Raw genomic sequence first — 22,094 nt, forward strand, 5'->3', positions numbered from 1 at the left:
TTCTTGAAGTTTATTCGTCTGGCGAAGTAGGCTTTTCGATCACTCCGGTTGCCTGAGCACGTTTTTCCCAGTTTTTACGAGCAAGACTCTGCAAATCGGCAATATTGTCGCTCTCATCCATTATTTCAAGTCCTAGAAGCGTTTCTATAACATCTTCCATAGTTACAATTCCACTAACTGAACCATATTCATCAACAACCAACGCAATAGCTTCACGTTTTTCAATGAATATTTCAAATAGGGTAGGTATTGGCGTACTTCTTCGCGTTACCAGAATTTCGCGCTTAATATCTTTCAACGGAATTTCTCCGTTCTGATTGATCATTTCTTCTAGAACATTATCCTTCAAAACAAAACCGGTAATATTATCAATGTTTTCAGTATAAACAGGAATTCTAGAAAATCGCAATTTTGGGTTGTCATTAAAGAAATTTGCAATCGTTTTTTCGTCAGATGCTACTTTCATAACCGCTCTTGGCGTCATAATATCTTTCACCAAAACTTCATCGAACTTTAGTAAGTTTTTAATGATGGTAGATTCAGATTTTTCAAAAACACCTTCTTCATGTGCCATATCTGTCATGGCATGAAAATCTTCTCTACTTAAAACACTACCATGGTGTTGGCCACCGCCTACCATTTTGGTAAAAAGACGTAATAACCATAACAAGCCAGTGTATTTTAAGCCTAAAACCATAATGTTCAGAGCTTTTGTAGAGAAATTAGCAAGTTGTTTCCAGTATGTTGCTCCAATAGTTTTAGGTATAATTTCAGACGCTACCAAAATAAGTATGGTCATAATGGTAGAAACTACCCCAACCATTAGATCTTCTGTAAAAGATATACCAAGTATTGTTTTGGTTTCGCTACCGTATAATTCGGCGTATGCCACTTTTGCTTGTACACCAACTAAAATTGCGCCAACAGTATGGGCAATAGTATTTATGGTTAAAATAGCAATTAAGGGTTGGTCTACATCTTTTTTAAGTGCCTCTAAGGTTTTGGCATAAGAATGGCCTTCTTTCATTTTTACATTTATGAAAGTAGGAGTAATACTCAATAATACTGCTTCTAATATAGAACACAGAAAAGAGAAGAAAATAGAAATAAACGCGTAAAATAGTAGTAAGCCCATAGGGTTGTTTTATAAATCGAAGATATTAATAAATATACTAAGGTTTGTGCTGTTTTGATTTATCAAATGCCTGATAAAAAATTTGTTGTATTGCTGGTCTAATATTTAAGTCGTAAATATTACGATTTTCTCTAGTAGGATACACTCTATTCGAAAGAAATATATAAATCAATTGATTCTCTGGATCTGCCCAAACAAAGGTGCCTGTAAAACCACTGTGTCCAAAACTTGTTGCACTAACTTCTGGAGCGGGATAAGCATTTGCCAATGTAAATTGATGATTATTAAAATAAGGCTTATCGAAACCTAAACCTCTTCTATTGTCATTTTCTGGATATTGAACTTGAATAAATTCCTCGATGGTTTTTTTTGAGATGTATTGCTTTCCTGCATACAACCCATTTTGCGCGAACATTTGCATAATAATAGCCAGGTCATTTGCCGTACCAAAAAGACCTGCATTACCAGAAACTCCTCCTAATAATGATGCATTTTCATCATGAACCCAACCTTGTGTTAAGGTATGTCTGAAAATAGTATCTTCTTCTGTAGGGACAATTTTATTCGAGAAATCTTTAGTACTTGGTAGAAATCCAAAAGTTTTCATATCAAGTGGTTTGTAAAACTCCTCGTCCATATATTCTGCATAGGGCATACCCGTGATTTGAGAAATTAACTCGGGAAAGATTAGAAAAGATAAGCCAGAATATTTGTATTTTTTATCTGCTGAAACTTCAGAACGAATTATGATTCTGTACATTTTTCTATGGAATCTATTTTTTACGTAGATACCTTCAAATGCTTGGTTTTTGAATTTTTTATTCGATTTCTTACGAATAAACCTTTTTTTAAACCGACCGTTATTTTTTAAAGTTTCACTGAGAAAAACAATGTAAGGTTGCAAGCCAGCCTGATGTGCTAAAATCTCGCGAAGCGTAATATTTACTTTGTCTTTCTGTCTTCTCCAAGGTTTCCAGTAGGTACTAAAAGGAACATCTAAATCTAACTTGCCTTCATCAACCAATTTCATAATTGCAGGCAACGGACCTAAAATTTTGGTGATAGATGCCAGATCATAAATATCATTTAATGCAACTGGTTGAATACTATCATAAGTGTGAAAACCGTAAGCATTATGAAAAATAATATTACCCTCTTTTGCAACTAAAATTTGAGCACCTGGAAAAGCTTTATTTTTTATACCATTTGTTATAATGCTATCTACTTCTTTATAAATCTGCACAGAGTCTAGTGCGTATTTAGCCATGTTGGATTCCTGTAAACTGGAACCAATAGGTAGAAATAGCTGGTTATTCTTTTCTTCTTGTGCCACAAGAATTAGACTGAATAAACCAAATAGTATAAAAAATATTTTATTCATTAATTATATATGAACTTTATCCTAGAAGCTTAACGGCATCTTTAGCAAAGTAGCTTGCTATAATATTTGCCCCCGCTCGTTTAATAGCAGTTAGTTGTTCCATCATTACAGCATCATGATCTAACCATCCTTTTTCGGCAGCAGCTTTTACCATGGCATATTCACCAGAAACTTGATAAACGGCAACAGGTACATCTACTTCATTTTTAATTTCACGTACAATATCTAAATAGCAAAGTCCTGGTTTTACCATAACGATATCTGCGCCTTCTTCAATATCCATTTGGGTTTCTCGAATAGCTTCAAATCTATTCGCGTAATCCATCTGATATGTTTTTTTATCCTTAGGTACATTTTTAATATCTACAGGGGCAGAATCTAGCGCATCTCTAAAAGGACCATAAAAAGCACTGGCATATTTAGCGCTATATGCCATAATACCGGTGTTTAAATATCCTTCGTCTTCCAAAGCTTCACGAATGCTAAGAATACGACCATCCATCATATCGCTTGGGGCAACAAAATCTGCACCAGCTTTGGCGTGAGATACACTCATTTCTGCTAAAACTTCAACACTTTCATCGTTTAAAATCTGTCCGTCTGCAACAATACCGTCATGACCATAAGAAGAATAGGGGTCTAAGGCAACATCGGTCATCACCAACATTTCAGGACACGCATTTTTAACCGTTTTAATGGCTAATTGCATTAATCCGTTTTCATTCAGAGCTTCAGAACCGCTGTTGTCTTTTAAATTATCTGGGACTTTTACAAAGAGTAAAACAGAACGTAAACCCATTTTCCAAAGTTCTTTTACTTCTTTCGTTAAGTTGTCAAGACTTAAGCGGTAGTAATTGGGCATTGAGGCGATTTCCTCTTTAATACCTTTACCTTCAACAACGAAAAGCGGGACTAAAAAATCACTTGGCGAAATTATAGTTTCTCTTACCAAACTACGTATAGCTTCTGAACTTCTAAGTCTTCTATTTCTAATAAGTGGGTACATAATTCTATTATTATTTCAATATTTATTCAGATTCCTTACTTTTTCTGATAATGCTTTTTAACCGTTCTTTTCTAAGCGCAGCTTCTTTTTTCAATTTGTTCTTCTTCCTATCCATTAGCTTGGCATGCTTTGCTTTGTTCAACGTATTTTTAGCCTTGCCTTTTTTTGCCATATCCGAACATTTATATTCAAACGCTTTATTGCTTTTTGTCCGCAAAGTTTAGACTTTACTTCATCAAAGCATATATATCTTGAAGTTCTACAAAAATAGGGGAATTTGAATAATAGCTACAGCCGTTGTCACTTATTTTTATGTGGTAGTCGCTAAATGATTCTTATAAGAGATGCCTATTAAAGCAGTTTACTTTCAATTTAAATGACTTTTACGATTTGAATAAGAATAATTACCGCTATTTTGTAAGTGAAGTAATATGAAATAAGTAAAATTCTTATTCGCTGGTGTAACTTTTTGATAATTTTAAACACATATTAGATATCTAGATACTAACCTTGAAAACCAATTAAATTATGCTTTCAATTACCAATTTAAACAAAACCTATCCTAACGGAACAAAAGCCTTAAATAATGTCAACTTAGAAATAGGCACCGGTATGTTTGGACTACTTGGACCAAACGGAGCTGGTAAATCATCTTTAATGAGAACTATTGCTACGTTACAACAAGCAGATAGTGGTGATATTAAATTTAATGATATTAACGTTTTTACCGAGCCAGATGAACTTAGAAAGGTATTGGGGTATTTACCTCAAGATTTTGGAGTATACCCAAAAGTTTCTGCCGAGATGATGTTAAATCATATTGCGAAAATAAAAGGGATACAGAGTAAAACGGATCGTAAGGCATATGTTGCCGATTTATTGAACAAAGTAAACCTCTACAAATTTCGCAAACGTAATCTTGGTGATTATTCAGGTGGTATGAGACAGCGCTTTGGTATAGCGCAAGCATTGATAGGTAACCCTAAACTGATTATTGTAGATGAGCCAACTGCCGGTCTTGATCCATTAGAACGTAACCGTTTTCATAATTTATTAAGTGAGCTTGGTGAAGATGCCGTAGTAATATTATCAACACATATTGTTGATGATGTAATTAACTTATGTACGAATATGGCTGTTTTTAATGAGGGTAGTGTAGTGGTGCAAGGGCATCCGTTAGAACTCTCAAATACATTAAATAACAAAGTATTTCGTAAAAATATTGCTAAGGAAGAAGTTGAAATATACCAGTCAGAATATAATGTGTTATCTACTTATTTACGTAGTGGAAACCTATATATAAATGTATATGCAGAAGGCGTGCCAGGTGAAGGGTTTGAAGAAGTTGCCAATAATTTAGAAGACTTCTATTTCTATAGTATTAACCAACCTCAAACTGTTTAATATGAAAGAAATATTCTTATTTGAGCTAAAGTATAGGCTTAGACGACCGGTCACTTATATCTACATATTTATTATGTTTCTAATACCCTGCTTACTTGGTGTATTTGATGAATCTGTAACTGCAGAATTCACGAATAGTCCGAATAATATAACTGGTGTTTTTGGAGTGTTAAGTGTATTTGCATTGTTCTTTTATGCCGCGATTATGGGTGTACCTGTGTATAGAGATGAAGAACATAAAACTGCCCAGACCTATTTCACTTTTCCTATTTCTGAAAAGAACTATATATTGGGTCGTTTTTGGGGTAGTTTTACTATCGTCACTATAATGAACATTGCCGCTATGCTTGGTGCAATGTTTGGTTATGTATTAGGTGCATTATTAGATAGGCCCGACTATGGTACGTATATCGATTTTAATTTTTGGTCTTACTTTTTTCCCTTTTTATACCTATTAGTTTTTAACTCCTTTTTTATAGGTAGTCTTTTCTTTTGTCTGATGACGTTTTTTAAAAGAATGCCAATCTTATATTTAGGAGGTATTTTAATATTTATTGGTACATCGGTATCGGGGCAATTACTATCTAGTTTAGATACAGAATGGCTTAGTATTTATGTTGATCCTTTTGGGCAATCTGCTTATAGTTTTTTAACAAAATACTGGTCTGTAGACGAGTTAAACACTACCCAATTGGCTTTAACAGGTAAGTTTATGCTAAATCGTTTACTATGGTTGTCTTTAGGTATTTTGATATTTGTATTTACACTTTTTAAATTTTCATATAAAGGGTTTTTATCCTCTAAGAAAAAGAAGAATGTAAAAGAAGATAATGATCTAATGGGAACTACAGAAACAATTAGTGTTGTTCAAGAGTTTAGTGAAAAAGCGCAAAGACAAAATCTATGGTCTTTAAGTAAAATAGAATTTTTATCTATCGTTAAAGAACCTGTATTTCTTGTGTTAATCATAATAGGGGTTATAGTAGCAGGATTTATAACCTATCAAAATAATCAATATAATGGTACGCCGTCATTACCGCTTACTAGGTTTATGGTTGCCTATGTTTCTGGCGGGATAGCTTTATTTTCCACAATTATTCTAATTATTTATTCTGGTGAAGCAGTGCATCGTACAAGAAGTAATAAGACTTTTGAATTTTATGATGCGCTACCGGTAAGTAATACTACACTGTATCTTTCAAAGATTATTTCACTTATTGGTGTTGCCGTTTTGTTGACATTAATTAACATACTGGTTGGTATTATGTATCAGACAGGTAATGGTTATTTTGATTATGAATTGGGTATGTATCTTACCTATAATTTTACGACTCTTTTTCCTTTGTATGTTTCTACATTGTTATTGGCATTTTTTATTCATGTACTGGTAAACAATAAGTTTTTAGGTCATTTTATTGTGATTATAATTTATGTAGGTATACCTATTTTGGTGGGTTTAGTGTTAAAAATAAATAACCCACTTTTAGCTTTTGGAGAAACAACACCCGGTTTTATAAGTGATTTAAATGGATTCGGACATTACTTAACTGGTCAATTTTGGTTGAACTTATATTGGGTTCTTTTTACAGGTACATTGGCTGCTATTGGTAGTGTATTCTGGAGTAGAGGGTTTTATTCTTCAGCGAAAGAGCGCTTAAAATTAGCTAAAAGTAGATTTAAGGGTAAAACAGTTGCCTATACTTTATTCTTCTTATTCGCTTTTATTTCTGTAGGTGCTTATAGCTTTTATAATATAAAAGTTCTGAACCATATGGAAGATAGCGATTCTAGTGAGAAGCTTTCTGCTGATGCTGAAAAGACATATGGTAAGTATATAGATAAGCCCCATATTCAAGTAATCGATTTAAAAGCTGATATAGATATTTATACAGATACACGTGGTGTCGATGCAAAGGGAGTGTTTACAGTTATTAATCCTTCAGAAGTGCCAATTGATACGGTTTTAATGGAAATTATGTTTCCTACTTATGATACTAAGATTACAAAGGTGGTTTATAATGACCAAGAGTTAAAACCGTTTTTAAGCGATTCATTGTATCGTTTGTTCATTTACAAACTACCAGAATCTTTACAGCCGAAAGACACTGCTAATTTGGTTATTGAAACTAAGGCAAGAACACATGGGTTTGCTATGGATAGGGAAACTGCAGTGTTGAATAATGGTTCTTTCTTTAATGATGCTATTTTTCCAAGCTTTCATTATGATATTGCTTTGACAGAGAATGGTGCTCGTGAAAAATATGGGTTGGAGAAATTAGACTTTCTTTTTCCGCCAAGAACAGATAGCATTGCTTTGAAAAAGAATTTATTTAATGAGGATAGTAATTATATGGATTTTGAAGCAACGATTAGCACATCAAAAGGGCAAACAGCTGTTGCGCCAGGTGTATTAGTTGAGACATGGGATCATGAAGATAGAAGCTATTTTAATTACAAAATGGAAGATAAATCTGATTACTTCTTCAATTTTGTTTCTGCAACTTATGATATTGAAAAAGATGTTTGGATTGCACCTAGTGGAAAGAAAGTGACTATTGAAGTGTATCACTCTCCGAAACACAAGAAAAACTTAGCTTCATTTATAAAAGGGATTAAAGTTTCGTTAGATTATAATTCTAAAAACTTTTATGAATATCCATATTCTGTAATTAGAATAATTGAGTTTCCGGCACACACGACATTTGCACAATCTTTTGCGACAACGATACCTTACTCAGAAGATTTTGGCTTCGTAGCAGATTTTTCTAACGAAGGAGATTTTAATTATGCTTTCAGGGTAACAGCTCATGAAATTGCACACCAATGGTGGGGTCATATCGTTACGCCAAGTAAAACAAGAGGAGCAAATATTATTTCTGAAACTTTAGCAGAGTATGTTTCATTAATGGCTTTAAAGCATGAATATGGTGAAAATGGTATAAAAGGATTTTTAAAGCCTTCTTTAGATACCTATTTGTCTAGAAGATCATTCAGTTTTAAGCCAGAGCGTTCTTTGATGGATGTGGAAACTGGCCAGCATATTTGGTACCAAAAAGGATCAATGATTATGTATGATTTGCAAGATGTCATTGGTGAGGATGTTATAAATGCGGGACTTAAAACATTCTTGAATGAATATAAGTATTTTGAAAAGGGAGTATATGCTACTTCTGAAGATTTCTACAAAGCTATTTATAATGTTACTCCAGATTCCTTAAAATATAAGGTTGACGATGGTTTCAAAGAGATTGTTCTTTATGAGAATCGCGTAATGGATGCTAAAACCAAAAAGCTAGATAATGGCAAATGGGAAACTACATTCACGGTAAATTCTAAGAAAATTTATTATGATGATACGGGTAAAGAGAAATTGATTGATGATAAGAAGAACTTAGTAGATGTAGGTCTCTTTGGAGAAGATATTACCGGTGACGATGGTGTTACTATCAAGAACCCATTTTACTTCGAAATAAAGTGGCTTTCTGCGGGTGATAATACTTTTACTATCGTAACTGATGAAAAACCATTAAAAGCGGGTATAGACCCGTACAATAAATTAATTGATCGTAATTCTGATGATAATTTAGAAACGGTAGAAGAGTAATTTTTTCAATTTAGTTAAGTATAAACCTGTTCGTAAATGGCAATTGTCATAAAACGGACAGGTTTTTACTTTTTTATTGTACTATTTTCGTCGTTTTCATGTTTAATAGAAGTATCAAATCAACCATGTTGTATTGCAAAAATTAAGTGATAATCTAAAATTCAAATATACCTGGCGAAACTACCAGCAGAAGTTTTTAGATGGTTTTCAAGAGCATATAAAAGACGGACATTTACATGTTATTGCACCACCTGGTTCGGGGAAAACTATACTAGGTTTAGAAATTTTAAAACGGATAGGAAAACCTACCTTGGTTTTATCACCAACGTTGACCATTAGAAATCAATGGCGAAGTAGGTTGTTGGAGTTTTTTACGGTTAATGGCAATTTTGATAACTACTCATTAGACATAAAATCTCCTGAACTAATTACTTTTTCAACATATCAATCCTTATTTGCACTTTCTAAATCTTTCGGTGAAAATAGTAAAGAGCAATTATTGGCGTATATAAAAAAGCATCAAATTGAAACGTTGGTTCTAGATGAAGCACATCATTTAAAGAATGAATGGTGGCATTGTCTGTTTCACTTAAAAGCAATTGAGGGGTTAACCGTAGTATCGCTAACGGCAACGCCACCTTATGATAGTACGGCAACAGAAATTCATCGCTATTTTAGTTTGTGCGGTGCTATAGATGACGAAATCGCTGTTCCTGACCTTATTAAGAACGGAGACCTTTGTCCGCATCAAGACTTTATCTACTTCTCAAAACCAGAAGAGGCGCAAATTAAATATATTGTCAATTATCGTGAACGGATATTGAATTTTACCAATAACCTTCTTGCAAATACAGATTTGCAAGAAAAATTAATTACACAAGATTTCTACGTGAACCCTAAGAAGTCTCTAGATTATATTTATCAATACCCAACTTTTTTTTCGTCGATAATTATTTATCTGAATTCTTGTGGCTTTGCCTTAAATGAGATGAATCTTAAAATACTAGGCTTCGCTAATAACGATGTAACCTTTCCAAGTTTCAACTATGAATGGTCAGAAATTTTGTTACAGCATTTATTAGTAGATCAACGAGAAAAATTTATTTCTTTTGAGGATGTTTTAATGCCTTTGGAAAAGGATTTAAAGCGAATTGGTGTGCTTGAGAACAAGCGGGTCAATTTTATTGGTGATGAGGTTTTGTATCGAAATCTATCTAATAGCCCAAGTAAATTAGAAAGTATATTTAAAATTGTTAACCACACAGACCTTAGTTTACAAGAAGGTGCCCGAACCGTTATTTTAACTGATTTTATTCGAAAAGAATTTTTAAATCTTGAAGGTGACGATACTAAGCTTATAAATAAACTAGGCGTTGTTCCTATTTTAAAATATATACTTGCTAAGCAACCTAACAATGCTTCATTAGCGGTTTTAACGGGTTCTTTAGTAATTGTTAATGAGAATGCCCTATCACATTTAAAGGAATTACTGGCAATAGCGCAACTTGTTGTAAAACCTTTAGAAGGTTCTGCGGGGTATATGTTCATTCAAGTTCCTGATGCACTAAAGAATAAAATTGCGGAATCTGTTACCCAGCTTTTTAAGGAGGGAATCATTAAAACACTTATTGGCACAAAAGCTTTCTTAGGTGAAGGTTGGGATGCTCCGTGCATAAATACGTTAATACTTGCTTCTTATGTGGGCTCTTTTGTTTCTTCTAACCAAATGCGAGGTCGTGCTATTAGAGTTGATGCTGATAACCCAAATAAAACCGGTGCCATTTGGCACCTTGCCTGTTTAGACCCAACTGCAATTGATGGTGGTAAAGACATGGAAAAGCTTCAGCAACGTTTTGAGGCTTTTAACGGTGTTTCAATCCGTGATGAAGCTTATATTTCAAATGGAATAGACCGATTGGTATTACCTTTGAACTGGTCAGAAACATCCGATTTATCGGCGATTAATGAAGATATGCTCTCTAGAGCGCAACAAAAATCTGTTTTTACAGAAAGATGGAATGAAGCTATTGCTAATGGAAATGTTTTGGTACGCGAATTAAATATTCCGTTTTCCGAGGCACAGTCTTTTGCCAGACAAAAACAATTAAATGCATTAAATGCAGGCAAGTATGTAATACTTGAAGTTGTGTTAGGTGTTTCCTTATTTATTCCTGAATTTTTAATAAAGAATTTTGGTGCGGTTTTGAATAAAGGAATAGTTCAGGTTATTTATTTATTCTGTGCTGCTCTTATTTTTGGCTTTGGTCCTAAAACGTTTAAAGCATTGAAAATCTATTTCTTATTCGGTAATCAATACAAGAAAACTAAGAAAATAGGAAAAGCACTATTACATTATCTGTTGCATGAAAAAACATCAAATTTTGAGTCTAAAAACGCAAAAATTTTTGCAGAACAGAATTTGAAGGGAACTTTTTCTATTTACTTAAAAGAAGCTAGCCAGCATGACTGTAATGTTTTTATTTCTTTATTAGAGGAAGTTATTGCACCTATCGACAACCCTAGATATTTATTGGTCAATGGTAATTTTATAAAGAGAAGACTCGGTATTAGAAATTATTATGTAGTGCCAAAGGATATTGGAAAAAACAAAATCGAAGCATTAAGGTTCAAGGGATATTGGAACAAACATGTTGATGGTTCTAAAATTTTATTTACACGAACATTAAAGGGTAGAAAAGAGTTGTTGAAGGCTCGTTTTTCCCACCTTAAATATCAATTTGAAGAGGTTTCTAAAAAAACAATTACTTGGAAATAATTACGTGGAATATATTTCTATTTCACCTACTAAATAGCAAACTCCATGTCCAGATATTTTTACTCTATCTCCATGAAATTCACATTCTAATTCGCCACCACGTTCAGATAATTGTTTGGCGGTTAATATTTTCTTACTCAACTTCTCTGACCAATACGGTGTTAAAGTTGTATGCGCAGAACCGGTAACCGGATCTTCTGGAATGCCACATTGTGGCGCAAAAAAACGAGATACAAAATCAACATCGTTTCCCTTAGAAGAAACGATAACTCCTCTACAATCTAATTCATTTAATAAATGAAAATTTGGGGCAATAGCTTCTATTTCAACCTGAGATTCATAAATAAGCATGTAGTCAGTTTTGCCTTTATAGGTTTCTAAAGGTTGTTTTCCTATTGCTTTTGAAATGTTGAGTTGTTCTGGTACGGTAATTAAATCGTCCGTTGGGAAGTCCATTGTTAATAGTCCCTCGTTATTTTTTTGCACTAATAATTCTCCACTTCTTGGAGAAATAAACCTAAGCGTATTTTCTGTAAAACCGTAGTAGTTAAAGATAACAAAGGCAGTTGCTAGGGTTGCATGGCCACAAAGGTCAACTTCAATTTCTGGTGTAAACCAACGCAATTCATAATGGTCATTTTTATTGACAGCAAAAGCAGTTTCGGCTAAGTTATTTTCTGCCGCTATTGTTTGCATCAATTCAGTATCTAACCAGTTGTCAAGAATACAGACTGCTGCCGGATTTCCACCGTACAATTTAGTTGTAAATGCGTCTATTTGATATATTTTCTGTTTCATGGATAGCTAATATTATTCTATCCCAAATTTACGACTTATCTCATCGGCCTTGGCAATCCACTTTTTTGGAGCATCAAAACGGTATCCTACATAAAATTCTAGAAAACTAATAGAATCATCTAAAATAAAGTTGTCTGCTGAGGTGTGTGTTAGAAGTTGTGTATTAATATTTACGCCACTAAAAAAAGATTCTGAGTTATAACCGCCTGTTAATCGAAAAACCAATTGTGCCAATCCGTTAAAGGAAGTTACCCCTTGAGATTTTGATAGGTTAAAGCCTAAACCACCAGTTGCACCGGCAGATACAAGATAGTTCTCGTCAAAAACCCAATTGTAATAATATCCAGGACCAATAGCAAGTTTGAAAGAATGTTCCAATTGATTTTCTATGATAGGGTCTTCTAATTTAAACTTGGTGTAATAGTAAGAAATACTAGGGATAAAACTGCCTACACTTTCTTTCTGCCATTCGTTTTGAAACCCGATAGCACGAAAAGAAAAATCTGAATTAAAAATATAACTAGATGTCCCACCTATTTTAAACGTTTTCAAATCATTTATTGGCAAGGTCAGATCTGAGGTACGAATAAAGAACCCCTTCTGTTTATAGATATCTACGGTCTGCATGTATTGACCGAAAAAGGTGCGAATATTAAACGTAATTAACTTAGAGTCGCCGTTATCTTTGTTTTCTGATAAAAAGTTAGGAGCATAACCAAAATCGACTTCTAAAAACCGAAATAAAACGGACAAGCCTAAATAGCTTTTATCATTAGGTATAAATTCGGTTTTACTACGTGTTATCTTGTCTCTAAGCGTGAAATTATTAGAAGTGGTCTGTAAGGACAGTCTAAGGGTAATCTTATCAGGAAACGCTTCTTTGTAATGAGAGTTTTGGGCAGAACAAAAATGTAATGCGCAAAACATGCACATAAAAAGAACTGTTCTTATACCCATTCTTTTGGAGCACTTAGAATGTTCAATAACCTTTCTTCTTCACTTCCTTCCTCAGGTTGATGGTCATATACCCATTGCACATGTGGAGGTAGGCTCATTAGAATACTTTCTATTCTTCCGTTGGTCTTTAAACCAAATAAGGTGCCCTTGTCATGAACTAGATTGAATTCTACATATCTACCTCTTCTAATTTCTTGCCAATCCCTTTGTTCCTTACTGTATTCAAGGTCTTTTCTTTTTATAACAATTGGTACATAACTGTTTAAAAAGCTATTGCCAACTTCGGTAACAAAATTATACCAGTCTGGTATACTTGTAGTTTCGGTAGCTTTGCAATAGTCGAAAAATAAACCTCCAATACCACGCGCTTCGTTTCTATGTGTATTCCAGAAATATTCATCGCAGCGTTTTTTATAGGTGCTGTAAAATGTTGGATTATGTTTATCGCAGGCAGATTTGCAGATTTCATGAAAATGTTTGGCGTCTTCATCAAATAAGTAATACGGAGTTAAATCTTGACCTCCTCCAAACCATTGATCTACTATTTCTCCATTTTTTCCATACAGTTCAAAATAGCGCCAGTTCGCATGAACCGTAGGTACCATTGGGTTTTTTGGGTGAAGCACTAAGCTAAGGCCGCAGGCGAAAAAATTAGCATCTTCAACTTTGAAATAAGCTTTCATGCTATCTGGAAGTTCTCCATGTACACCAGAAATATTTACGCCACCTTTTTCGAAAACGGCACCATTTTCAATAACACGTGTACGGCCACCACCACCTTCTGGACGCACCCAAATGTCTTCTTTAAAAGTGGCTTTACCATCTACCTCTTCTAATTTTGCGGTAATGGTATCTTGAAGTTGTTCTATATAAGCGTAAAATCTATCTTTCATTCTTTAAAACGTAAAGTTCCATATCTAATGGGTCTTCATTAGGCGGAGTATGTTCTTTCAATAAGGTTTCTTTCCAAAGATAACCACATTTTTCTGCGACCCTAATGCTACCAATATTCGTTTTGTATACAATAATCCGTAGCGTATGGATATTCGGCAATTGTAATGTCCATTTAGAAATGGTTTCTACCGCAATAGTGGTGTATCCTTTATTGGCTTGGTTATAATCTATGCAATAGGCTAATTCTGCTTCATTTTTAGCAAGATCAATAGCTTTTACATACACCAGCCCAATTATGTTACGGTTTTGAGGCTCTTTTAGGGTGAATAGATATTCCTCGTTTTTAATAAACTCGCTGACTTTCTTTTCAACAAAGAGCTTGGACAAGGTTGGATTTAAATTTGACGCAAGTGTACTAGGGAAAAATCTGCTTAAGTGATTTTCGTTTGCACAGCAAAAATCGCATAATCGCCACCCATCTCGCTCCGATATAGGGTTAATTTCGAAAAAAGCAAATGTAAAGTTACCCATGCTTTATTTAAAGGTTATATTGCCAAATCCTCTTCGGATACAACATTGTATTTGTTCTTACTTTTTTTATACCATAGTGCTAATCCAAAAGTCAAAACTCCTAAGCGTCCTATAAACATTAATATAGATAGGATTATTTTACCAAAATTGTCCAAGTCTCCTGTAATCCCTGTACTTAGACCTACGGTACCCAATGCAGAAGCTACCTCAAAAAGAATATTTTCAAATTTAAAATTGTTGGTATAGCATACCAGCAGTGTACCCAATACTAATAGAAGTGTATAAAAAATGAAGGTGGATATGGCAATCTGTAAGCGTTCACTAGGAATTTTCCTACGCATAAAAGTAACGGTTTTTTTGCCTTGTAAACCACTTTTCATTATTGCTAAAACGGCGGTCAATGTGGTAATCTTGATTCCACCAGCAGTACCGGAAGGAGATGCACCGACATACATTAAAAATATTGTAACCATGAGTATGGCTTGAGAAAATAGACCAATATCTACCGTATTAAATCCTACTGTGGTCATAGCACTCATTGCTTGGAAGAATGATGCCATTAAACGTTCATTTTCATTTATAATGGAGAGCGAAGGCTCTGCAAAATACAGGAGTACAGTTCCCATTATCAATAAAATTATGAAACCATAGAAGATAATTTTGGTGGTAAAGCTCAATTGGTGCGATTTATTTTTTATCCATAAAAAGATGTCGGTAACAACAATGAATCCCATAGAACCACAAATGGCAAGCATACTGGTTGTGAAATTAATAAGTCCGTTGTCAAGATATGAGGTAAAACCATTAGGGTCTAGACTAAAGCCAGCAGTGCAAAAAGCACTGATACTGTGAAAAATTGATGACCATACTGCATTCCAAAAACTAAACCCTGCACCTTTAAAGGCAACAAAATACAATATTGCTCCAATAGTTTCCATGACCATTGTAAAAATTGCGACAGATTTTATGAAATCCTTTATATGTAAAGTATTGGGCAATGCAAATTCTGTCTTTAGAATTTTTTGATGCCAATGCGTCATTTTTCTAGTGGTGGACAATATTATAAAAGTGGTAAATGTCAAGTAGCCAATACCTCCCAACTGGAATAAAACCATTATGACCAACTGCCCTAAAAAGGTATATGATTCCGTTAACGGTATAGTAAGTAATCCTGTGGTTGAAACGGCAGAAGCTGCCGTAAACAGATTGTCTACCCAACTAACCGGTGTTTTTTGTAAAAGGGGTATGCACAGTAATATAAACCCAAATGTAATATAGGTAAAGAACCCATAAAACAAAGTTTGTTGTGGTGTTAAGCCTAATTTAAATTTCTTGTAGGTCTTTCCAATATTTTTGAAATACCCCATACGGTACGTATTAGCCTACTTTATATTCCTTTACAGCATCAATAAACGCTTTTGCATTTTCAACTGGTACATTTGGTAATATACCATGCCCTAAATTTACAACATAGCTATCCTTACCAAACTCATTGATCATTTGGTGTACCATCTTCTTAATATCGGAAGGTGGGGATAACAATCGTGCTGGATCAAAATTACCTTGTAACGTAATTTTTCCACCACTTAAGTAACGCGCATTTCTTGCGGAACAGGTCCAATCTACACCTAATGCAGAAGCACCTGATTTTGCCATATCACCTAAAGCGAACCAGCATCCTTTACCGAAAACAATTACAGGGGTTTCATCTTTCAGCGCGTCAATAATTTGTTGAATATACTGCCAAGAGAACTCTTGATAATCGATAGGAGATAACATACCGCCCCATGAGTCAAATATTTGCACAGCATTAACGCCTGCAGCAACTTTTGCTTTTAAGTATGCAATAGTAGTATCTGTAATTTTTTGCAATAATTCATGTGCAACTACTGGTTGTGTAAAACACAATTCTTTGGCTTTATCAAAAGTTTTGCTTCCTTGACCTTGTACGCAGTAGCATAAAATGGTCCAAGGAGAACCTGCAAAACCAATTAAAGGAACTTCATCGTTCAATTTTTCCTTGGTTGCCTTTATAGCTTCCATAACGTATCCTAATGTTTCATGAACATCTGGTACAATTACACTATCTAAATCTTTTTGAGTACGAATTGGATTTGGTAAATATGGTCCAAAATTAGGCTTCATTTCTACTTGAATGTTCATTGCCTGTGGTATTACCAAAATATCACTGAACAAAATTGCGGCATCCATACCATATCTACGAATAGGTTGTACGGTAATCTCTGATGCCAATTCCGGAGTCTGACATCTGGTGAAGAAGTCATATTTTTCTTTGATTGCCATAAATTCTGGCAAATATCTACCTGCCTGACGCATCATCCACACTGGTGGTCTTTCTACAGTCTCACCTTTTAAGGCTTTTAGAAATAAGTCGTTTTTTAAGCTCATATTCTTTTATTAGCTGCTAGCCATTAGCTTTTAGCTATTTTTTATTTTACTAATTAGACTATTAATCATTTTAGATTCTATTGAAATTAATTCAAAAATTACCTTCAAGTCTTTGCTGTCTAAAAATTTTAATTCTTTTGATATTATTAATTGAGTTTCAACTTCAAAAAGGGAACCTAGTGCAATCTCTAAAAAGCGTTTAAATTCAATTTCACTATTTCGACTGCATCCTTCCGCAATATTAGAAGGAACTGAAACTGCTGCTCTTGAAAGTTGACTTTTAAGTCCGAATTTTTCTTCGCTTGGCAATTTTTGCACTAAACCATAAACATGCTTAACTATGGTGATTCCATTTTTCCATATTTCAAGCTTTTTAAAGTCCCTCATAATTTATTAAAAAAGCCAAAGGCTAGCAGCGAAAAGCTAAAGGCGATTTATTGATCAACATAATCTCCATTCACCAATTCTATAACACTTTCTACAGTTGGTATTTTAGCAACCTTAACTTCCTTGAAATGTTCTCTAGCTACTTTTGCCGTGGTTTCACCAATACAATAAGCAACTTTATTTGTTGGATTCTCTTTTAGATAACTTTCAACATTAGACGGACTATAGAACATGATACCTTTTGTGGATTCTGGTATAGATTTACCAGAAAGTTTTGTTCTATACGCTTCTATTGCATTCACCGTAATATTGTTCTCTTCTAAAATGCTAGGCAATTCATCTAAACTTAAATTTCCGTGGAAATACGTAACCTCAGCACCATCAATGAATTCTACCAAGTGGTTTGCTAAATCTTTAGCATTGTTTTCAAAGTGAGTAATTTTCCCAAACTTGTTTTTAATGAATCGGCGGGTTTTTCTGCCAACACAGTAAATGTTTTCAAAGTCCAATTCTGCCGCACTTCTACTAGATAACACGGCCTCTACAGCATTTTTGCTGGTAAAAACAACATTTTTATGCGCCTTCTTAAGAATGATTGGTGAAATACGGTTCGGATTAATTTTTATAAAATCATCTGAATCTGCATTTACAGAAATGTTCAATAGTAATTGTTGTGGCGGAGTCAGCTTTTTAGTAGAAAAGATGTTTATTTCTAAATTAGCATTAGCCAACTCGGTCATAAGTCTTTTACCGCCTCTTGCTAAAATACTCTTAGCGCAATCAATACCTAAATTTTGATGTTTGCCTAAAGGTGCAGTTAATTCTGCCTCTAACTTTTTACTTCCATCAACATTAAGTAAGACACCTTTAAGGGTAACAATGTTTTCTTTATTGATATACGATAACGCTCCGATCGGTGCGCTACAGCCACCTTCCAGTTCTCTAAGAAATTCTCTTTCTAAGGTAACACAGGTATCTGTTTCTTCATGGTTTAATTGGGCGCATGCTTCACGGATTTCTTCATCCTCCTCCATTGCAACTACCATAATGGCACCTTGGGCGGGAGCAGGTAACATCCAAGTTAAACCAATAGTGTTTTCTGGTTCCAAGCCAATACGTTCTAAACCTACCGCAGCGAAAATAGCGCCGTTCCAGTCATTGGTATATAGCTTTTCTAAACGGCTATTAATATTTCCCCTTAAATCAACAACAGTATGTGTTGGGTATCTATTTAACCATTGTGCTTGCCTACGTAAACTACCAGTTGCAATTACAGCGTCACGAGAGCCTAAAAACTCTTCGTTATCATTGAACGCCATAATGTCCATGTAGTTACCGCGCTTTAAAACAGCGGCCTTTACAATACCTTGTGGTAATGCAGTAGGTACATCTTTCATGGAGTGTACGGCAATATCAATGTCGCCATTGATCATGGCAACATCCAATGTCTTTGTAAAAACACCTGTAACACCTAATTCGTATAGGGGTTTGTCTAAAATTAAGTCGCCAGTAGATTTTACCGGAACTAATTTAACAGTGTGTCCTAAATCTTGAAGTTGTTTTTTAACGGTATTCGCCTGCCATAGCGCTAATTCGCTATCGCGTGTGCCTAATCGTATTACTTTACTCATTTTTCGTCCAATTCTAATTGAAATACTTTTTGGATAAATTCTAAACTTGAATTGGAATCTACCGAGTCATCTTTAAGATGATTTGCAAATTGCTTGGTTATTTTTTGAATGATGCGATTTGTAACCACATCTGCTTGGTGCGAATTAAAATCGACCGTTTTTTTGGATTGGTAGTCAAGCTCCTCATCCTTTATAGTCTTCAATTTCTTTTTTAAAGCTTTAATAACAGGAGCAAATTTTCTAGTTTCTAACCATTGGTTAAAATCATTCTTAACTTCTTCGTTTATTGCTTCTGCCTCAGGAATAAATTGTTTTCTACGCTCTAAAGTTTCATCGGTCATTTGAGATAAATGATCTAAATGAATTACCGTAACATTTTCCATATCTGAAATGGATGCGTCTACATTTTTAGGAACCGAAAGGTCTAAAATCAATAACGGTTTGTTCGTATAGATCAATTCTTTGGTAATCGTAGGTTTTTGAGCTCCTGTGGCAACTACCAAAATATCTGAAGTCCTTATTTCCGATTGTAAATCTCCATAATTTTTTACCATAAGGTTAAACTTACCAGCTATTTGCTCGGCTTTACCTTTGGTTCTATTGATTAGGGTAATATGCGGATTTTTAGTGTGCTTAATTAAATTTTCACATGTATTGCGGCCAATTTTTCCTGTTCCGAATAAAAGAATATTCTTCTCCGCTACATTTTCAACATTGCGTAAAATATATTGAACCGATGCAAAAGCTACAGATGTAGCTCCGGATGAAATTTCGGTTTCATTTTTAATACGTTTACTTGCTTGTATAATGCTGTTGCAAAGACGTTCTATAAAAGGATTGGCAATACCCAATTCTTTTGAACGCTTAAAACTCTGTTTTAATTGACTTATAATTTCAAAATCTCCTAGAATCTGACTATCCAATCCTGTTCCTACTCTAAATAGGTGGTTGATAGCTTCTTTATTTTTATATACATATGCAACTTCTTGAAATGCCTCAACGGTTCCGTTAGAATGATCACATAATAATTTGATAAGTTGAAAAGGATGTTGAGCAAAACCGTGCAATTCTGTACGGTTGCAAGTAGACGTAGCCAGCAAACCATCTATACCTTGGTTCTTAGCTTCTACTAAAAGTGAATTTACAGCGACCTCGTCTAAACTGAATTTACCACGAGCCTCAGCATCAGCCTTCTTATAGTTGAGGCCAATGGTGTAAAAGGAGTTGTGTTTAGAAATGTGATAGTCCTTCATAAAGCGGATACAAAAGTATGGGCATACTTTCAATAAAAACAACGCTAGAGGTACAATTAATGTCGTCTGCCGAATTTTTAGACAAAAAATGATATTTATCAGTTAATTAGCTATAATTTTATGGAGCTGTCAGAGAATTTCATGTATTTTATTTAGATGCTTTCTAAATAGATTAAAATAGAATTAATAAAATGGAGGTTAAAAGTAACGCTCAAGGGTCGTATGATGAAGTTTTGATTGAGGACGGATTTTACGTACTCAAATTTCAAAATGAAGAGGATGCTGTAGTACAGTATACACGAGAAATTAATAAACGTTTCATTCAATTTCATTTCTGTTTAAAGGGTAGCGGAACCTATATTTTTAATCAGGGGAATTATAGTTTAAATGTAAAGGAAGAGAATTCTTTATTGTTGTATAACACGCAGTTAGACCTTCCTTTGAATTTAAAACTAGAACCAAAATCATCTTTGGTATCTGTGGTAATGACGTTGCGAAAATTTCATTCCCTATTTACTGCAGAAGCAGATTATATTCCGTTTTTAAGTGCAGATAATACAGAGAAAAAGTACTATGCTCAAGAACCTTTTTCACCTTCAATAGCAGTTATTTTAAGTCAGATTGTCAATTTCAACTTACACCCTTCCATAAAATCTTTATATGTAAAAGGGAAGATTTATGAATTAATAGCATTGTATTTTAATAGAAGCCCCAATGCAGATATTGAGCAATGCCCATATTTGGCAGATGAAGAAAATGTCAAGAAAATAAAAAAAGCAAAAGAAATTATTTTAGCGAATATGGCAGAACCTCCAACGTTAGCAGAATTATCTAGCGAAATAGGATTAAGCTTAAAACGCTTAAAAGAAGGCTTCAAACAGATTTATGGCGATTCGGTGTACAGTTTTTTATTTGATCATAAAATGGATTATGCGAAACGTCTTTTAGAAACCGGTCAGTATAATGTCAATGAAATTGGGCTAAAGGTAGGGTATAGTACCTCAAGTCATTTTATAGCGGCATTTAAGAAAAAGTACAATACTACGCCAAAGAAATATTTATTGGCATTAGCGGGTAGTTAGATTTTACAAGGGTCTTGCCACCATTATACCTGTATTGCTTTTAATGCCTTTAAGGTAATCTGCAAGTGGTAATTTGGAAACCTCAACTTCCATAGATCCGGTAGATGCATGTAATAAATGAATTCTACCATCTTTTTCGCGGGTTGCAATTCCTGTATGGGTAACATCTAGTCCATTTATTGATGTTGCCAAAGCTATTATATCTCCTGACTTAATTAAATGCTCGTTCTCGGCAATTTTACCTTGTGCTAATACACAAATAGCCTGGCTGTTCAAATAATTTTCTGAAGCTTTAATTTTACCAAAGTTGACATCATCACTTAAAAATGGATAGAGGTCTCTATGGGTACTCATGAAATTGATGTCTTTGGTAATTTCTGCACCACCAATTTCTCCGGTGATATCTTTAAGAAGTCCTTTCTCCGCATTGTTGGCAATCCATTCAGAAAAGTAATGCAATCTAGAGGCGTATCCATCTAGTTCCCCATCTTTATATCGAACAACTTCTAAGTTTTTTACGAATGCTTCAAAAGAATCATCCTCTTTTCTTAGCAGCTTTGAGAATGCCAGTACATTTTCTACAAAGGTTGTGCAATCTAAACCCTGAAGGTTTACTACAAGAGTTTCGGTATCACCAATTTCCAACGTTTTGGCTACATATGGCGTTTTCATGAAAGTTTTACCAACATTAACCATGGTTTCTCCGAAGTTGTCCTGATACATTCCGTCAATTTCTAAAAGCTTGTTTTCAACAGCTGCTTTGTCTTTTGGTGAACAGGTTATTTGTTGGGAATAGCTAAAAGAAAGGAACCCCAAAAGAAAGAAGAATGTTAATATCTGTTTCAT

General features: G+C 34.4%; 18 protein-coding genes. 4 read left to right on the plus strand and 14 right to left on the minus strand.

Annotated features, from left to right (window positions below; translation table 11 throughout):
- Window positions 1-10 precede the first annotated feature (10 nt).
- Genes BM296_RS04450 through BM296_RS19390 form a run of 4 tightly spaced genes read right to left on the minus strand, consistent with a single transcriptional unit; the run spans window position 11 to window position 3,694 of the window.
- Window positions 11-1,135, minus strand: coding sequence for a CNNM domain-containing protein (locus BM296_RS04450; RefSeq protein WP_027065364.1), 1,125 nt, complete (start codon window positions 1,133-1,135; stop codon window positions 11-13).
- Between the two features lie 37 nt (window positions 1,136-1,172).
- The gene (locus BM296_RS04455) at window positions 1,173-2,516 is read right to left on the minus strand and encodes a serine hydrolase domain-containing protein (protein WP_091901725.1); all 1,344 of its coding nucleotides are present in this window, start codon (window positions 2,514-2,516) and stop codon (window positions 1,173-1,175) included.
- A 16-nt stretch (window positions 2,517-2,532) separates the two neighbouring features.
- Window positions 2,533-3,522, minus strand: a complete 990-nt coding sequence (gene hemB, locus BM296_RS04460; protein WP_091901728.1) for a porphobilinogen synthase — start codon at window positions 3,520-3,522, stop codon at window positions 2,533-2,535.
- Between the two features lie 22 nt (window positions 3,523-3,544).
- Window positions 3,545-3,694 carry a hypothetical protein gene (locus BM296_RS19390; RefSeq protein WP_177214919.1) on the minus strand — a complete coding sequence of 50 codons (150 nt, stop codon included), beginning with the start codon at window positions 3,692-3,694 and terminating at the stop codon, window positions 3,545-3,547.
- 356 nt (window positions 3,695-4,050) lie between these two features.
- Between BM296_RS19390 and BM296_RS04465 the strand changes: the two genes are divergently transcribed.
- From BM296_RS04465 to BM296_RS04475, 3 genes are all read left to right on the plus strand, one after another.
- Entirely contained in the window at window positions 4,051-4,926 is an 876-nt protein-coding gene (locus tag BM296_RS04465; protein ID WP_036145802.1) for an ABC transporter ATP-binding protein, read from the plus strand.
- Window position 4,927: 1 nt separating this feature from the next.
- Window positions 4,928-8,530 carry an ABC transporter permease/M1 family aminopeptidase gene (locus BM296_RS04470; protein WP_091901729.1) on the plus strand — a complete coding sequence of 1,201 codons (3,603 nt, stop codon included), beginning with the start codon at window positions 4,928-4,930 and terminating at the stop codon, window positions 8,528-8,530.
- Window positions 8,531-8,663: 133 nt separating this feature from the next.
- Window positions 8,664-11,306 (plus strand): DEAD/DEAH box helicase family protein, encoded by a 2,643-nt coding sequence (locus tag BM296_RS04475; RefSeq protein ID WP_091901731.1) that lies wholly within the window; start codon window positions 8,664-8,666, stop codon window positions 11,304-11,306.
- Here BM296_RS04475 and BM296_RS04480 read toward each other — a convergent pair whose 3' ends face one another.
- Genes BM296_RS04480 through hemA form a run of 9 tightly spaced genes read right to left on the minus strand, consistent with a single transcriptional unit; the run spans window position 11,307 to window position 20,166 of the window.
- Window positions 11,307-12,104, minus strand: coding sequence for a PhzF family protein (locus BM296_RS04480; RefSeq protein ID WP_091901733.1), 798 nt, complete (start codon window positions 12,102-12,104; stop codon window positions 11,307-11,309).
- Between the two features lie 12 nt (window positions 12,105-12,116).
- A complete protein-coding gene (locus BM296_RS04485; RefSeq protein WP_091901735.1) occupies window positions 12,117-13,061 on the minus strand; it encodes a DUF4421 family protein in 945 nt (314 codons plus the stop codon).
- Window positions 13,052-13,954: an oxygen-dependent coproporphyrinogen oxidase gene (gene hemF, locus BM296_RS04490; RefSeq protein ID WP_091901736.1), complete on the minus strand. Its 903-nt coding sequence runs from the start codon at window positions 13,952-13,954 to the stop codon at window positions 13,052-13,054. Before hemF ends, BM296_RS04485 begins: the two co-directional genes overlap by 10 nt.
- Complete coding sequence (locus tag BM296_RS04495) at window positions 13,944-14,486, minus strand: GNAT family N-acetyltransferase (protein WP_091901738.1); 543 nt, start codon at window positions 14,484-14,486, stop codon at window positions 13,944-13,946. The genes hemF and BM296_RS04495 overlap by 11 nt, the downstream gene beginning before the upstream one ends.
- Before the next feature lie 14 nt (window positions 14,487-14,500).
- Window positions 14,501-15,853, minus strand: coding sequence for a TrkH family potassium uptake protein (locus BM296_RS04500; RefSeq protein ID WP_091901740.1), 1,353 nt, complete (start codon window positions 15,851-15,853; stop codon window positions 14,501-14,503).
- Window positions 15,854-15,863: 10 nt separating this feature from the next.
- Window positions 15,864-16,895 (minus strand): uroporphyrinogen decarboxylase, encoded by a 1,032-nt coding sequence (gene hemE, locus BM296_RS04505; protein ID WP_091901742.1) that lies wholly within the window; start codon window positions 16,893-16,895, stop codon window positions 15,864-15,866.
- Between the two features lie 30 nt (window positions 16,896-16,925).
- Window positions 16,926-17,282 (minus strand): four helix bundle protein, encoded by a 357-nt coding sequence (locus BM296_RS04510; protein ID WP_091901744.1) that lies wholly within the window; start codon window positions 17,280-17,282, stop codon window positions 16,926-16,928.
- 47 nt (window positions 17,283-17,329) lie between these two features.
- A complete protein-coding gene (gene hemC, locus BM296_RS04515) occupies window positions 17,330-18,913 on the minus strand; it encodes a hydroxymethylbilane synthase (RefSeq protein ID WP_091901746.1) in 1,584 nt (527 codons plus the stop codon).
- Window positions 18,910-20,166: a glutamyl-tRNA reductase gene (gene hemA / locus BM296_RS04520; RefSeq protein ID WP_091901748.1), complete on the minus strand. Its 1,257-nt coding sequence runs from the start codon at window positions 20,164-20,166 to the stop codon at window positions 18,910-18,912. The genes hemC and hemA overlap by 4 nt, the downstream gene beginning before the upstream one ends.
- Before the next feature lie 191 nt (window positions 20,167-20,357).
- Here hemA and BM296_RS04525 point away from each other — a divergent pair, with 191 nt between their 5' ends.
- Entirely contained in the window at window positions 20,358-21,248 is an 891-nt protein-coding gene (locus BM296_RS04525) for an AraC family transcriptional regulator (RefSeq protein ID WP_091901750.1), read from the plus strand.
- Window positions 21,249-21,251: 3 nt separating this feature from the next.
- Here BM296_RS04525 and BM296_RS04530 read toward each other — a convergent pair whose 3' ends face one another.
- Window positions 21,252-22,094, minus strand: coding sequence for an N-acetylmuramoyl-L-alanine amidase-like domain-containing protein (locus tag BM296_RS04530; RefSeq protein WP_091901751.1), 843 nt, complete (start codon window positions 22,092-22,094; stop codon window positions 21,252-21,254).

This window comes from Maribacter stanieri (assembly GCF_900112245.1).
GTDB classification, from domain to species: Bacteria; Bacteroidota; Bacteroidia; order Flavobacteriales; family Flavobacteriaceae; genus Maribacter; species Maribacter stanieri.